The sequence below is a fragment of the Leptospira licerasiae serovar Varillal str. VAR 010 genome (assembly GCF_000244755.1).
GTDB lineage: Bacteria > Spirochaetota > Leptospiria > Leptospirales > Leptospiraceae > Leptospira_B > Leptospira_B licerasiae.
The window spans coordinates 116,123-129,717 of sequence record NZ_AHOO02000014.1; the positions used below are offsets into that span (position 1 = coordinate 116,123).

Consider the following 13,595-nt stretch of genomic DNA (forward strand, 5'->3'; position numbering starts at 1 on the left):
CTTAATAACAAATTTCCATAAAATCTTTCCCATCTTTTTTGGGATATCAACCGTTTGATTATGTAGAATTCTCTAGGATTTTTCTAGTTAGTTTAGGGTTCCAACTTATAATCAGGTTCTAAAATACGCGGACAATTGCTGAAAATTGTCCCTAAATAATGTCTGGCCAAAGAATGAAATAGCCACTCTCCCGCTGTATTTTGCACTTCCGCAGAACCGATTTCCGAAAAACCGTTTTTCTGAAAAAAAGAATCTAAGCTCCAATCCTCTTCTCCGGGTATTACCTGTACTTTTAACATAGCGTAGAAGCTGCCGGAATCAGGATCGAATCTAAATACGATGGATCTGCCACCTAATGGATTTCTAATGGAAAAGGTAGCCCATTTTGCTTTAGGTCCGGCTCCTTCCGATTTTAGATCATACAATTCATATTGTAAATCTTTCTCATCTCCAAAAAACTCATGAAAAGCGGAACGAAACGCTTCTCCGAATTCTAATTCAGTTGGGAAATAAGAATCTTCCGAGGGATCCATAGTACTGATTCTTGGAAGGTAGTATTCGCCATCAAGTTTTTAGAGAAATGGATCTTAGAAAATGAACGAGATGGTAGTCTTTTTCGATATTCCGACCGAAATAAAAAGTATGGGTCGGAAAAAATCTAGGATCTATGTACTACAGATTTTTTTCCTAATTGTACTAAGTGGGATTTATATCTTATCCATACCTATACTTTCCAAAGATCTTTCCGGAATTTACAAAGAATACCTAGTCCAAGATTTTGAAACCGAAATCTTCGGAGAAGAAAACGTAAAGGCAAAATTAGGTCCTGATTTCAGTCCGGAAGTAAGGATCTCTACCGTATTTAGAACTCCGGAAAGAGAATCGGAAAAATCCTTGTATGTGGAACTTAGTGCGGAAAAAAACCAATCTTTCCAGATCCTATTTAAGAAGCCTTGGTCATCCCAAGAATTCGTAAAGGAGTTTAAGTTCCATGTATACGCGAACGATGGTGGAGGTTCTCTTTTTATTTTAGTCCGAGATTCGACTTTGGATCAGAAAAAGATCTTACTCACACATTTTAATTTTTCCGGTTGGAAAGTTTTATCTTTGGACATCACTCGTAAAGTAAGACAAGATGATCTGGTCACTCATAAAAACTCGGAACTTGTATTCTTGGGATTTTTATACGAAGCTCCTTTCGAAAGAAAAAGAGGCACAAGAGAAGTTTTTGTGATAGATGATATTCTCGCTAAAACAAGGCCCAAATACCTTTTGTTTCCCGGCGAAAAAGCATTAATAAAATAATCGCTCCCCTCCAGAAACCTGAATGGATGATTAAAATTTTCTATTCTAGGTCTGCGAGCCCAATATCTTTTCTGGCCGGGTAGGAATTTCTTCTTCTTTCAAAATATTCCCAGTCTTGATTTTTCCAAGAGTCTCTAAGATTTCGATCCTCTTCTATTAAGAAAGTTTCCGTAGATATCGGTTGATCCGGTTTCAAAAATTCGGAAAGCGGAGGTAGCTTGTCTTCCTTATATAATATACATAATTTCTCTGCGAGTCTGTAAGTTCCGAGTAATCTTCCCAGTTGACTATAACCTGCAATATGAGGAGTAAAGATAGAATTTTCCAAACTCACCATTTGTTCTGCGATCTTTCCTTTAGGAGGTTCCGGATAAAAAACATCCATTACCTTGTATAAATCCTTTCGATCCAAAATAGTTTGGAAGGTTTCTTCCGACCAAACCTCTCCTCTACTTGTGTTCAGCAGAAGTGTACCTTCTTTCAATTTGGAAATTTTATCTTTATCCAATAAATTCACCGTTGGATAAGGACCGGCGGCAGTGAGTGGAACGTGCAGACTGACAATCGAACATTTCAATATCTCATCTAAAGGTCGAGAGCGATCCTTGAGGAACGGGTCGTTATAGATATAGGAGATCTTCTTCTCTTCCAAAATTTTTGCGAACTTCTTGCCTGTATTGCCGAAACCGATGATGCCCACATTCTTCTTTCTCAATTCTTCTTCCGAAAAAAAATGAAGTAAGGATACCCAGCAATATTCCGAAACCGAACCTGCATTGCTTCCAGGCGAATTAATGAATACACGGGATTCTTTTTTAAGGTCCGAAAAATTCACATGATCTGTTCCGGAACTTACTGTGGCGAAAATTTTTACACTAGGGAACTTAAGACAGGTCTCTTGATTTATCTTGAGCCTTGTATTTGCGATCAATACGGTAGGTTTAAACTTTTCGATCTCTTCCGGAGATTTAGCAGGATAAGATCTCACGTCTAAGTTCCGGAAATGGGAAAAAATTTCAGAAGCACCGACGGTTCCTTCCGGATAAAAAAGAATAGGAAGAGACATGAAGGAATCTTTTAAAAAAGGACCTGAATCGCCAATTTATTTTCCGTAAAAACTCTTGCCTTCTCGCGCCCGATGAATAGCTTCAATTCTTTCCAACCGGTAAATATTTCAAATGTTAGAACGATTAAAAGAAATCCCCCCGAAAATCTGGCTTTTTGCCGCTGGTTTTTTCATCCTTATAGTATTGATCATATTCCTTCTCTGGGAACCCGGCTCAACCGGCAAAGACTTCGGTTTTGATGGAGGAGATTCTCCAGGCTTTACCGTAACCCAAAACGAGAATGGAGAATGGATCATCAATCCTGAGATCGTAGCGACTTCTCGCGAATTATACAAAGACGGCCAATGGTTGAGTTACGACGAGATCCTGAAATACGCTGCAAATGGAGAGTTGGATCTTGTATCTTCTCTTTGGGAATTGAGAAGGAAATGTCCTGCGGATTATACCCCGGACCAATGTAACGAAATAGTAAAAGCATTTATCTTGGAACAGTATCCAGGAGCGGATGGAGAAAGACTCGTCGGTCTTTTTAGAAAATACCTTTCTTACGAAATGGTATTAAGAGAATTCGAACAACCTAGAGGCAAAAGCCAAGAAGAAATTTACGAAATCATAAAGAAGAAGAGAAGAGAACTTTTTTCCGACCAAGATGCTAAGTTGATCTTCGGATTGGAAGAAGCGGAGAAGGATTTCCAATTCGGTTACGACAGGTTCCTGAACGAGGTCAAAAATCTTCCCGGAGACAAGAAACTTGCAAGATACGAAGAATATCGCAAGGGAGTTTACGGAAATTATTATAATACGATCTATAAAAGAGAACCTAAGTTCAATAAATACGAAACAGAACTTTATTTCAAGGAAACCGACCTAAACAAATTATCCGCAGCAGAAAGAGATCCGCAAATCCGTTCGATCCGAGAAAAATATTTCGGAAAAGACGGAGCGGATAGGATCGAAAAAGTCTTAAAAGAAATAGATGCTGAAAAGAAGAAGGAAGAACAAACCGCTACGGAAGAGCAAAATTGGCTAAAAGCCCACCCTACTGCAAGACCTGAAGAAAAAGAAAAAGCTCTAAACGAGATCAGAGTTAAAATTTTAGGCCAAGAAGAAGCAGAGGCTTACGCTAGAAGAAAAGCCTTAGAAGAAGACCAAAGACGTTTACAAGGCAAATGATCCGGTTTTCCAGAAATCCGGTCCGTCCATTTTTATGCCTGATCGGAATTGCATCCGGAATCCTTTTCGGAATGGAGCCCTTTGCGTTTTTTCCTGCGGGAGGGCTCTCCGCATTCTGCACCTATCTTCTATTTTTAGAATTAAAAGAATGGAAATTTAGGTCGGCGATCTTCTGGCTTTTGGGACTTTCTCAGATCATTAATTTGATCGTATTCTATTGGATCCCCTCCTCTATTTCCGCAATCTCCGGAGCAGGGGCGATCGTTTCCTGGACGCTATTTTTGGTTTATGGGATATTCTCTCATTGTAAGCTTATCGTTTTTTACCTAGGATGGAATTTTAGTTTATTATTATATAATAAATACATTAATTCTCCGGAAAGATCCGCCGTATTCGGCTGGGTAATTTTTCCGATTTGGGGAGTTCTTTCCGATCTGATGATGCCCCAACTATTCCCTTGGTATTGGGGGAATTTAGCGGAAGGCAATTTATCCTTTTCTCAGATCGCATCTTGGGCAGGCATATTTGGAGTAGGTTTTTTTCTACTTTTAGGAACCTCCTCTTTAGCATTGGTCAGGAAACCTTTCGGACAAAGATACGGGATTGCGGGTATCCTTGTTTTCGGGATTGTTTGGACCTTAGGAGGTTTTAGGCTTTATTCCGCTCCGGATTATACTGTTCCAAATTCCACTCCTGCTATAGAAGATGGGATCTTAAAACTTTCAGGCGTTCTAATACAACCCAATACTAGTCCTGGCAAAAGAGAACTGGCCGAAAATCCTGAATTTGTAGGACAAACGATCAGCACAAGTTTAGAGTTAGGACTTCTTTCTTCTCTGGAAACATCTCCTCCTCCCGACCTTTTATTTTTGCCGGAATCCGCTGTCCCGTTTCACGGAACCATTCCGAATGAGAATCCCGGACAAGGAGTGTATTCTTCCACATTCCATGGCGCTCTAATGTATCTAACGTATAAATCTGGCGCGGACATTTTATACAACGAGTTGAACCGTTTTCCCGAAGGTTTAAAAAACCAAGTTACACTTCTATCTTCTTCCAATGGAGAAGTTGTGCGTTACGACAAGAGGAGATTGCTTGCTTTCGGTGAATATATCCCTTTAGAATCCGTATTTCCTTTTTTGAGAAAATTATTTAAGGAAACTTCCTTTTATATCACAGGCGGAGATCCTAAACCTCTTATCGGGAATCGTTCTTTGAGAAGGGAAAGAATGCCTTCCTTACCTACGGAACAAGAAACTCCTTTGATCCAAAATCCTGATCATTTTCGTCCAATTTTAGCAAGCTCCGGCAAGGAGGAAAATGTTTCCTACCAGATCCTTCCTTTGATCTGTTATGAGGCGATGTTTCCTGATTTAGTTAGAGAATCCGTAAAATTCGCTTCCAAGGACACATATACTTTTTTCGCAAATCCTACAAATGATTCTTGGTTCTCTTCCGAGGTAGAAGCCTGGCAACATGGAGGAGCAGTCCGATTTAGAGCGATTGAATTCGGACTCACCTTGGTGAGGCCCGCTGTCACAGGGATTTCTTTCGCAGTAGATCCTTACGGCAGAAGTTTAAATCATCCCACTAAGTACGGAGAAAAAGACACGAGATCCTTTTTACTTCCCGCCACAATGTTGAAAGAAGGAGGGAATACATTCTATTCCGAATACGGAAATTTTCCTTTTTATATTTATACTATTCTGGCATTCACGTTATTCTTCCTTGTAGGAAAAAAGGCTTTTTTCAAAACTAAGGGTTAACTCCAAGGGGGATCATTGTTAGAACATACATTCTGCCATCTTCCTGGGATCGATGTAATCGAAGAGGGAAAACTCTGGGACCAAGGAATTCTTCATTGGAACGAATTCAGAGAAGTATTAAAAGAAAAAGTAAAGTCTCCCTCCGATATGCATTCCAGGCTACTATTGGACTCTCTGGACTTTTCTAGAAAGGAAATGGATAGAAAGAATTGGGATTATTTTTTCTTCGCATTACCCAACCAACAAAAATGGAGGTTATTCCCGATCATCCGTGAGAATCTTCTCTACTTGGATATCGAGACTTCCGGATTAGGAAGCGGGGATTTTGTGACCGTTGTCGGAACTTACGACGGCAATGAATTCAAAACATATTTGAGAGGAAGGAACATGGATGATTTTCCGGAAGAACTTTCCAACTCCCATGTTTTTGTCACTTATAACGGTGCTGCGTTCGATGTTCCTTTTTTAGAAAAGGAATTCGGTAGAAAATTCAAGAATCGTCATTTGGATCTAATGTATATTCTCAGAAGTTTAGGGATCAAAGGCGGCTTGAAAGGGTGCGAGAAAGCATTAGGCATTAAAAGGGACCTTCCTTACGAAGTGAACGGTGCCGACGCAGTTAGATTATGGTGGCAATACGTTCAGTACGACGACCAAGACGCATTAGACCTTCTTTTAAAGTATAATAAAGAAGACGTAGTTAACCTGGAACTTTTGTTTATCAAAGCTTATAACTTGAAGATCAAAGAAACTCGCTTTTTCGGGGAAGTTATCCCGGAGATTTGAGACACAGAGATCAAAGGAGACACAGGGAGGGTTCACGCAGAGCCGCGGAGGAGAGTTCGTATAAATTATTTTTTAAAAACTCTCTGCGTCTTAGCGCCTCTGCGTGCCCAATTTTTACGATTCTTTATTTACTCTGCGGCTCCGGCTCCGCGATCCAGCGGTAGGTCTCGTAAGGAGGTTCCGTTTCTATAATTTCTACCCAGCCTTTGTCTATGAACTTGCGTACCATAGAATGTAAGATTGCCATTGCAGTATTATAATATCCTGAATTAGCAACCTTCTCCCCCATAGCTTCTAGAGTTAGAGCGGAAAGATCGTATTCTTTTTCTTTAAGTCTGCGGATTACGCCTCTTTCCAAGATCTGTAATGTTTTATGAAGAAGTTTGATTGCCTTTTGTGGAGATTCAGGTTCCGGTCCGTGGGCAGGCAATAATCTGCGAATGCTCATCTTGGAGATCCTTTCCAAGGAACGGTAATAATCCTCTAGATTTCCGTCTATCTCCGCATAAATAGAAGAGATGTTTTGTAGGACTAAGTCTCCTGTAAAAAATATATTCTCTTCTAGGATATAAGGAGTGAGATGCCAAAGATTATGACCAGGTGTATGTAAAAAACCTATATCTCTCCCGCCGGCGTGGATCACGTCTCCTTCTACCAACTCTATATCGAATTTTAGGATCGGATCGATACGAGTCCCTCTACTTAATGTATTTCTTAAGTTTAGGTTCCCTTCTTCTATTCTTGTTAGTTCCCTTTTACGATCTTCAGGAATCCGGTGGCCCTTGTACACCAATCGTTTAGAGGCTCTGTTGAACATCTCCACATGCTCTAGATAATTTCCGATGCCGGAAGCCATTCCTTTCATTGCGTAAAGTTTTGCATCCGTATAATACCTGATCGTAAGAACCGCACTGAGATGATCTAAATGATTATGAGTGTAAAATATATGTTTGATCTTACCTAAGCTGAGACCGATCTTTCGAAGCGCCCTTTGGAGCATTCCTAAATTGGCAAGATAGCCTGAATCTATAAGCGCAGGTTCTCCATCTGGTAGAATATAAATATTATTGGGCGCATAAAACGGCTGAGGTATCTCCGTTTTATAAATTCCGTCCCCGATCTCTTTTACGTCTGGAATTGAGTCATAGTGATATATTTTCAAACTCGAATTCTCCCTTGGCTAAATCGATCTGTCTGATCCGTCTTCTAGGAAAATAGGCGACTCCTTTCTCTGCAAGCTTCTAAATTTCCTTTTCGGATATACTCGGATAGAATTCTGATCGAATCCAAATTTTCCTCTGCTTCTTCCCCGAGAATTCGTTTAATATGTTTTGTTTCGAACGAAGAAAGTTTACCGTCGAAGGAACATGCGATACATAATAACCGCAAGCAGGCCCTCTTTTCTTCCTTAGATAATTTTGCGACCAAACTTCCGAACGTATCCAGATCATCCAAAGATCCGTTTTGGGAATTCGAGCCGAATCCTTTATGCATTTTTATCAGCATGTATTCCAGATTAGGATGGAATATTTGGGTGAATACGACCGAGTTCCCGACAGCAGCTAAGAATGCAATCTTCCCTTCTTTGCTGAGCTTATCTCTGTTCTTTAATATTTCGTCAGTGACCTCTTTTGCGATTATCCTAGAAAGCAATCTGATCCTTAGTTCTTTTAAGATCAAATACATGACTACCCCGTCCCAGATCGCAGTGATAGGAGCGGCTATATAGTCCGCATAAACTCTTAATGAGTTTCTTGCTAAAATTTTTCGAAGTACGATCTTAGCGATCAGGTTTGAGAGTAAAACTTTGGTCTTATAAAAGAATGTTCGTATGAGCAAACTCCTTTTATCGGTGAGTCGTAAAGGATCTATTCCTAATAGTTTTAGATCCGGATCCGGAATTTCCAAAGCCATTCTGGAAAGTAAGTTCTCATTTCTAGTGACTAGGTCGGGATCTTCTTCCAATTGGATGCCGGAAAGTTTTGTGAGTTTATACGCGGCCCATAATCCTAATTTATAAAGCAAATAAAACTCTACGATGGTTCCAATAGCGAGAGCTGCGCCTGCATAACTCCATTTTTCAATAAACGCAGGAGAGAATGTTTCGGGCGATTCCGGAAAAAATTTCTCCACTAAGATTATAAAATAGGTCGTCCAAAATCCGATCTGCAACCCTAAGAAAGAAGCCCAATGTATAATTCTAGTACTTTTAGGGAAGAAGTCCTGGCTTGGACCTAGAGTCTTTTCTTCTTCCTTCTCCGCATTGACATAATTCCGGAGAATTTTAATACCCCATTTTTCTAAAACGCCCGGTTTATAATCTGAATAAGATTCTACCCTTACATTCATCAGAAGGACGATCGGAAACTAAAATCGGAGGCAAGTCAACTCAATGGTGGAACCTCCCGAGGAGTTTTCAGGGTCTAAGGCCCAACTGGTCGAGTTTTCGTTCCAAAGATTTCATTCTTGACCATGATTTTCCGAAGATAGATATTAGAATTATGGCGTCCTCCAAACCGTTTCTTTCCAAATTTTTTCCTGCATTTGTCGGCCTAATCGCCACGGTCGCGGTGCTTGTGTCCTGCAATACCGGTGATACAAATAAAGTAGATCTTACTGTCACAGGAACCGACGGTTCCACCTTTCCTATCCAAGGAGAAATCGATAAGGACAAAACCTCCAACTGTGGAACTGCGACTCCTTATTCCAGTTCCACGAGCGGAACAAGCACAGGTTCTACAACAAGTACAGGCTCAACTACGAATTTATTTACGATCAACTCCAGGATGTATTTTACCACTGGAGCATTCGTGACCTTGAAATTTGTGTACGACGCTACTCAAAACCAAGGAACGGTAGACGCTCAGCAAGGATTTTCCTTCTCCGGCTTACCTTTATTGGGAATTTCTCCGGTTGTTGCAAACTATGGAAAAATTTTCTGGGGAGGAAGCGGAGTGCCTGTGGATACTGGAACTTCCAGCACCCAAGCTCTCTCCTACTTGACTGTTACCTTGGACTTAGTCGGAAACAAAGTAACGACCGGATCCGCAGGTCTTGCCTTGACCCAATGCTATACTACGGACTTTATCAATTGTACTTCCGCGACTTCTTCCAGTATGTGTTATACCCAAGACGGTTTAAAATGTTATAATACGAATACTGCTAGCGGTCCTACCGTTTCTATCAAAGGTGATATTAACTGTACAAGTAACGCAATCCCTTCCGGTTCTTCCTCCAGTACCGGTCAGTAATTTGAGTTTTGCGTAGAACTAATAAAAAGCCGCAGTGGTAACACCGCGGCTTTTTTTATGGAATAAGTTAAGAAGAAGGATGGTAGCTATCTCTAAAATCAGACTTCCATCAATTTACGGAATTGTTCCTTAACTAAATTACCTTCATTGGATTCAGGATACGATTTTAAGAAACTTAGCAGGCCCTCGACATCCGAGACAAATTCTTTGTTCAAACTTTTTCGAATATTATATCTGTTCAATAAGGATAGAATGACAAGGTCGTCGTCAGAATTCCGTTCTTCCTTTGCAAATAAAGAATGAGCCAATTTTTTATCGTTCTTGTCCGCAATTTCCATTAGTTTCAAGATCGGATAAGTGTACAGACCATTACGAAAATCCTTTAGAGGGATTTTGCCCGTTTGGTCCCCCGCCTGAAAATAATCGATCGCATCGTCTTGTTTCTGGAACAAGGAACCTAGGCGGATCCCGAACTCATGTAGTTTTTTTCTGGTCTTTTTAGGGACGTTCGCTAATATTCCAGCCGCTTCCGAGACCGCTCCGAATAGGGAAGCGGTTTTTCCGTATACAACTTTATTATAAATATCTAATGTAATTTTCGGATTTTTTTCCCATTCCATCTGAATGAGCTCGCTGACAGAAAGATCCTTGATCACTGTCGTGAATAAATCCATCAGATCGGGAGAACCTAAGCTGTTTAGGTGATCAATCCCGCATGCCAGAAGATAATCTCCTGCAAGGATGGAAGTTTTGTTCCCGAATTTAGAGGGAACGCTTGGCATACCTCTTCTGGTCTGTGCCTCGTCCACTACATCGTCATGAAGAAGGCTGGCCGCATGGATGAGCTCCGCGATCGCACCTACGTCGGAGTATTTATCTCCTTTATAGCCCAGGATCTTGCAGAGGCAATAATGTAGAATAGGACGTATTCTTTTTCCGCCGGAGCGAATCGTATATTCTTTGATCTCGGCCAGAATGCGCAGATCTTCGTCTATGATATCTTTTAGTTTTTTATCGAACTTACGGACTAAGAGATCCTTCAATCCTTTTGCTTTCACGCGGGTTTCCTGTTACGACAGTATTTAGAAACGAATTTTTGGCTCAAGCAGTAAAGGGCGCGAGGAGAGAAGTTCGGAACCAAATAATGGTCAAGGTTTCCATTTATTATCCAGGGCGAGAAGATGACGGGAAAGGATCTTTTCCATATCTCTATCCTCTTTTTTGCGGTAGATATGGATCAGGTTACGGAACATTCTTTTGAGAATTGTCAAACTGCTTGCATGAGTGAAATATCTTTCGTGAGCCTGGAACCCGTTCGCTTTCAAAAAACGAATGCAGGTGGAACGATCCAACATCACCCCGCCGTGATATGAATCTATATAGGTTTGGAATTCGGAAGATTCGAAATGTAATAAAAAATGCAAAGGCATGTTTACCCCATATAAGGGTAAATTTAATCTATGAGCCACTAAAAGATAAATAACGGAAAGAGAAATAGGTATCCCTTTTTTAGAAGAGAACACCTTGTGAAGATAAGAATTATTCGGATCCTCGTATTGGTCGTGATTTCCGCCGAAACCCTCTTCCTGAGAGAGCACTCTGGTTAAAAAATGCACTTTAACTTCGTCGGAAGCGAGATCTTCGTTTAGATCGACTAACTCTTCGACCCGAATTGCTATCTTATCCAAATAAGTCCTGAACTCCAAATAAGAAAGATCCGAATCAATTACGGAAGAAAGAAGGAATACACCCTCTTCCAAATCATCGTAATGATTCGGATGCCCTTTTTCCGCTAAGATAGAATAACGATAACTGATCCTTTCGGAATGGACTGCAGCGCTTACGGAACGTGCAAACACCCTGAGAGTCGGATCTTTTAGTTCATCTGCAACTTCCTGAACTCTGACTTGCCAAGGGATCATACTTGCGATCTCTTTTATGATCCTAGATTTATCTTGAAGAGAGGAAAACTCTAACTGATAAAACTTGTCCTCGATCTTGTCCGGAGGAAATGGAACTGTGCCGAAGAAAGAATCGGAGGATTGCATATCTATAAAATCGGATTTCAAAAACGAAAGTCAATTCGGATCTGAAAGATCTAAACAAAAAAGGATGAGCACAATAAATTAACTATGTCTTCCATCTTTTTCGAACGCACTTGTCTAAGTGATCGGAAAAAACAAATGCGACTTTTGTTATGTTACGTGGAATATTCGGGTTAGAAATTTTTTTTCTCTAACCCGAGTGGATTAAACAGTTACTTGTTCTAATTCTTCTAGCGCTTTCTTTTCTTGTTCCGCATTCGGAGGAGTTCCATGCCATCCCGGATTATTTTCCATGAAGGAGACACCTTTTCCTAATACTGTTTCGAATAGAATAATGGTAGGAGAACCCTTATGAGCTTTTGCCTTTTCAAACGCAGCGATAATAGCTTCAACATTATGACCGTCTGCTTCTAACACATTCCATCCGAATGCGGCAAACTTTTTATTCAGCGGCTCCAGATTCATTACGTCTTTAGTGAACCCGTCGATCTGGATCCCGTTTTTGTCCATAAACGCTATCAAATTATCCGTTTTGTAGTGAGCAGCGGATTGTGCTGCTTCCCAAGTCATTCCCTCGCCGCATTCTCCGTCGGAAATACATGCGTATACTTTGTAGTCTTTTTTAGAAAGCCTCGCTCCTAAAGCGATCCCTACTGCAATGGAAAGTCCTTGGCCCAAGGAACCGGAAGAACTTTCGATCCCTTTTAAGTAACGGGTAGAAGGGTGTCCTTGTAACTTAGAGTTTATGTTCCTAAAAGTAAGAAGTTCAGACTCTGGAAAAAAACCGGCTTGAGCCATAGCTGCATAACGTACTGCGCAGACGTGACCGTTGGAAAGTATAAGTCTGTCTCTATCTTCCCAATCAGGATCGGAAGGTTTGTGATTTAGGACCTTTTTGTATAATACTGCGTAGATATCCGCAAGTCCGAGAGGACCTCCCGGGTGACCGGATTTTGCTGCAGTGACCATTTTGATCACGTTTTTACGGATATTATTGGCGAATATTTTGATTTCTTTGGTTTCTTCCATGGTAGCAAAGGCTCCGTATTAATTCGAACGGAACAAAAACAGTCCCGAGAGATAAACGAGTGTGTATAATGGTAGAAAAATAAAATGAAGCTTCCTATGGAATTCTTTTTTTCTAGTTAGCCCGGACCAACCCATGAGTAACATCAGAATAAGTGTAATAGCCGCCACCGCTCTATGAATATCTATATACAGTTTATCAACAGTGGCGATAAGCCCTGACTGTTCTATCCCTTCTCCCAAATACTTTAAGCCGAGCAAATAAAGCGCAGTCGCTAAATTAAAAAGAATCCCTCCCGAATTAAAAATCCGATGAAGTCGGTTGTTCCGAAAACGAAACCAATACCCTGTGTAAAAAAATAGGATAGAGAGAGTCATTCCTGTATTGATCAGAAAAAGAGACATCTGTCCAAAAGACAATATTCGAAACTAGGAGAAAATCCTTTTTAATCGATTGACCCGACAAAATGGTTTCGAAAACTGTCTCTGAACGCTGCCTTAGCTCAATTGGTAGAGCATCTGATTTGTAATCAGACGGTTGTGGGTTCGATTCCTATAGGCAGCTCGTTCATTTTCCGAATAAGATTGACCAGCCACCCTGAGCAAAAATAATGGCTCTCAACAACGGGTAGGTACTCAAGCGGTCAACGAGGGCAGACTGTAAATCTGCTGGCCCAGCCTTCGAAGGTTCGAATCCTTCCCTGCCCAATTTCTTTTTCCCTTCCCCTTAAAACGAAATCCTAATATACTGAAATTCCTTGGAAGGATTCGAAGATCGTTCGCGAAAGCGTTTGCAGCGATCCGTAGAGAGCGTAAGCAAACGCGTGCCAAGTCCATCGATGGACGAAGGCGCGAACGAGACGCCTCGGAGCCCAGTCGAGCACGACGCGAGACTGCGTAGAGGCGAATCCTTTTATACAGCTAAACTCAATACAAAGTGCGTAACGGCGAATCCTAAATTCTACTGCAATCAAAGAAAATTTCACACTCAACAACCGCGACAGCGATGCGCAGGGCTTTAGTCCGGGCTTGGCCGGATGAGCGCGAATGCGCGAACCCGGAGCAGCGCGATCTCTCGCGAAGCGAGGGAGTCGCCCAAATCATGAATTAATGGAACCTGCAATTCAATCAGGGTCTCATGAGGCACAATAGAACTTACTTCTCCCTTGTGCTACT

The 13,595-nt window shown here is 41.1% G+C and carries 13 protein-coding genes and 2 tRNA genes; 7 read left to right on the plus strand and 8 right to left on the minus strand.

Annotated elements, in window-relative coordinates:
• Window positions 1-92: 92 nt before the first annotated feature.
• Window positions 93-533, minus strand: a complete 441-nt coding sequence (locus LEP1GSC185_RS19075) for a hypothetical protein (RefSeq protein ID WP_008593421.1) — start codon at window positions 531-533, stop codon at window positions 93-95.
• A 70-nt stretch (window positions 534-603) separates the two neighbouring features.
• Between LEP1GSC185_RS19075 and LEP1GSC185_RS19080 the strand changes: the two genes are divergently transcribed.
• Entirely contained in the window at window positions 604-1,305 is a 702-nt protein-coding gene (locus tag LEP1GSC185_RS19080; protein ID WP_008593227.1) for a hypothetical protein, read from the plus strand.
• A 40-nt stretch (window positions 1,306-1,345) separates the two neighbouring features.
• Here the strand turns inward: LEP1GSC185_RS19080 and LEP1GSC185_RS19085 are convergent, their stop codons facing one another.
• The gene (locus LEP1GSC185_RS19085) at window positions 1,346-2,371 is read right to left on the minus strand and encodes an NAD(P)-dependent oxidoreductase (protein WP_008593147.1); all 1,026 of its coding nucleotides are present in this window, start codon (window positions 2,369-2,371) and stop codon (window positions 1,346-1,348) included.
• Window positions 2,372-2,483: 112 nt separating this feature from the next.
• On the opposite strand from LEP1GSC185_RS19085, the gene LEP1GSC185_RS19090 reads away from it, so the two are divergent.
• The 3 genes from LEP1GSC185_RS19090 to LEP1GSC185_RS19100 are packed head-to-tail and all read left to right on the plus strand — an operon-like array spanning window position 2,484 to window position 6,097.
• Window positions 2,484-3,545, plus strand: a complete 1,062-nt coding sequence (locus tag LEP1GSC185_RS19090) for a lipase secretion chaperone (RefSeq protein WP_008593079.1) — start codon at window positions 2,484-2,486, stop codon at window positions 3,543-3,545.
• A complete protein-coding gene (locus tag LEP1GSC185_RS19095; protein ID WP_008593218.1) occupies window positions 3,542-5,311 on the plus strand; it encodes an apolipoprotein N-acyltransferase in 1,770 nt (589 codons plus the stop codon). Before LEP1GSC185_RS19090 ends, LEP1GSC185_RS19095 begins: the two co-directional genes overlap by 4 nt.
• 15 nt (window positions 5,312-5,326) lie before the next feature.
• Window positions 5,327-6,097, plus strand: a complete 771-nt coding sequence (locus LEP1GSC185_RS19100; RefSeq protein WP_008593091.1) for a ribonuclease H-like domain-containing protein — start codon at window positions 5,327-5,329, stop codon at window positions 6,095-6,097.
• A 124-nt stretch (window positions 6,098-6,221) separates the two neighbouring features.
• Here the strand turns inward: LEP1GSC185_RS19100 and LEP1GSC185_RS19105 are convergent, their stop codons facing one another.
• Both LEP1GSC185_RS19105 and LEP1GSC185_RS19110 read right to left on the minus strand, forming a co-directional pair.
• Window positions 6,222-7,259, minus strand: coding sequence for an MBL fold metallo-hydrolase (locus LEP1GSC185_RS19105; protein ID WP_008593297.1), 1,038 nt, complete (start codon window positions 7,257-7,259; stop codon window positions 6,222-6,224).
• A gap of 44 nt (window positions 7,260-7,303) precedes the next feature.
• On the minus strand, window positions 7,304-8,446 hold the full coding sequence (locus LEP1GSC185_RS19110; protein WP_008593254.1) for an LBF_2804 family protein: 1,143 nt from the start codon (window positions 8,444-8,446) through the stop codon (window positions 7,304-7,306).
• A gap of 152 nt (window positions 8,447-8,598) precedes the next feature.
• Here LEP1GSC185_RS19110 and LEP1GSC185_RS19115 point away from each other — a divergent pair, with 152 nt between their 5' ends.
• Window positions 8,599-9,348 carry an LIC10920 family plasminogen-binding lipoprotein gene (locus LEP1GSC185_RS19115; protein ID WP_008593395.1) on the plus strand — a complete coding sequence of 250 codons (750 nt, stop codon included), beginning with the start codon at window positions 8,599-8,601 and terminating at the stop codon, window positions 9,346-9,348.
• Window positions 9,349-9,446: 98 nt separating this feature from the next.
• Here the strand turns inward: LEP1GSC185_RS19115 and LEP1GSC185_RS19120 are convergent, their stop codons facing one another.
• From LEP1GSC185_RS19120 to LEP1GSC185_RS19135, 4 genes are all read right to left on the minus strand, one after another.
• Entirely contained in the window at window positions 9,447-10,406 is a 960-nt protein-coding gene (locus LEP1GSC185_RS19120; protein WP_008593220.1) for a polyprenyl synthetase family protein, read from the minus strand.
• A gap of 90 nt (window positions 10,407-10,496) precedes the next feature.
• The gene (locus LEP1GSC185_RS19125) at window positions 10,497-11,396 is read right to left on the minus strand and encodes a transglutaminase-like domain-containing protein (protein ID WP_024864070.1); all 900 of its coding nucleotides are present in this window, start codon (window positions 11,394-11,396) and stop codon (window positions 10,497-10,499) included.
• Between the two features lie 201 nt (window positions 11,397-11,597).
• Window positions 11,598-12,422, minus strand: a complete 825-nt coding sequence (locus tag LEP1GSC185_RS19130) for a transketolase (RefSeq protein ID WP_008593123.1) — start codon at window positions 12,420-12,422, stop codon at window positions 11,598-11,600.
• Between the two features lie 18 nt (window positions 12,423-12,440).
• Window positions 12,441-12,824, minus strand: coding sequence for a hypothetical protein (locus LEP1GSC185_RS19135; RefSeq protein ID WP_008593265.1), 384 nt, complete (start codon window positions 12,822-12,824; stop codon window positions 12,441-12,443).
• Between the two features lie 87 nt (window positions 12,825-12,911).
• Between LEP1GSC185_RS19135 and LEP1GSC185_RS19140 the strand changes: the two genes are divergently transcribed.
• Together LEP1GSC185_RS19140 and LEP1GSC185_RS19145 are read left to right on the plus strand one after the other, a co-directional pair.
• A tRNA-Thr gene (locus LEP1GSC185_RS19140) sits at window positions 12,912-12,984 on the plus strand.
• 61 nt (window positions 12,985-13,045) lie between these two features.
• Window positions 13,046-13,127, plus strand: a tRNA-Tyr gene (locus LEP1GSC185_RS19145).
• Window positions 13,128-13,595: the final 468 nt, after the last annotated feature.

Excerpts from the sequence above, each read along its gene's own strand:
- LEP1GSC185_RS19075 (WP_008593421.1), bottom strand. The coding sequence starts at position 533 with ATGGATCCCTCGGAAGATTCTTATTTCCCAACTGAATTAGAATTCGGA.
- LEP1GSC185_RS19115 (WP_008593395.1), top strand. The coding sequence starts at position 8,599 with ATGGCGTCCTCCAAACCGTTTCTTTCCAAATTTTTTCCTGCATTTGTC.
- LEP1GSC185_RS19130 (WP_008593123.1), bottom strand. The coding sequence starts at position 12,422 with ATGGAAGAAACCAAAGAAATCAAAATATTCGCCAATAATATCCGTAAA.
- LEP1GSC185_RS19085 (WP_008593147.1), bottom strand. The coding sequence starts at position 2,371 with ATGTCTCTTCCTATTCTTTTTTATCCGGAAGGAACCGTCGGTGCTTCT.
- LEP1GSC185_RS19135 (WP_008593265.1), bottom strand. The coding sequence starts at position 12,824 with ATGTCTCTTTTTCTGATCAATACAGGAATGACTCTCTCTATCCTATTT.
- LEP1GSC185_RS19090 (WP_008593079.1), top strand. The coding sequence starts at position 2,484 with ATGTTAGAACGATTAAAAGAAATCCCCCCGAAAATCTGGCTTTTTGCC.
- LEP1GSC185_RS19080 (WP_008593227.1), top strand. The coding sequence starts at position 604 with ATGGTAGTCTTTTTCGATATTCCGACCGAAATAAAAAGTATGGGTCGG.
- LEP1GSC185_RS19095 (WP_008593218.1), top strand. The coding sequence starts at position 3,542 with ATGATCCGGTTTTCCAGAAATCCGGTCCGTCCATTTTTATGCCTGATC.
- LEP1GSC185_RS19110 (WP_008593254.1), bottom strand. The coding sequence starts at position 8,446 with ATGAATGTAAGGGTAGAATCTTATTCAGATTATAAACCGGGCGTTTTA.
- LEP1GSC185_RS19125 (WP_024864070.1), bottom strand. The coding sequence starts at position 11,396 with ATGCAATCCTCCGATTCTTTCTTCGGCACAGTTCCATTTCCTCCGGAC.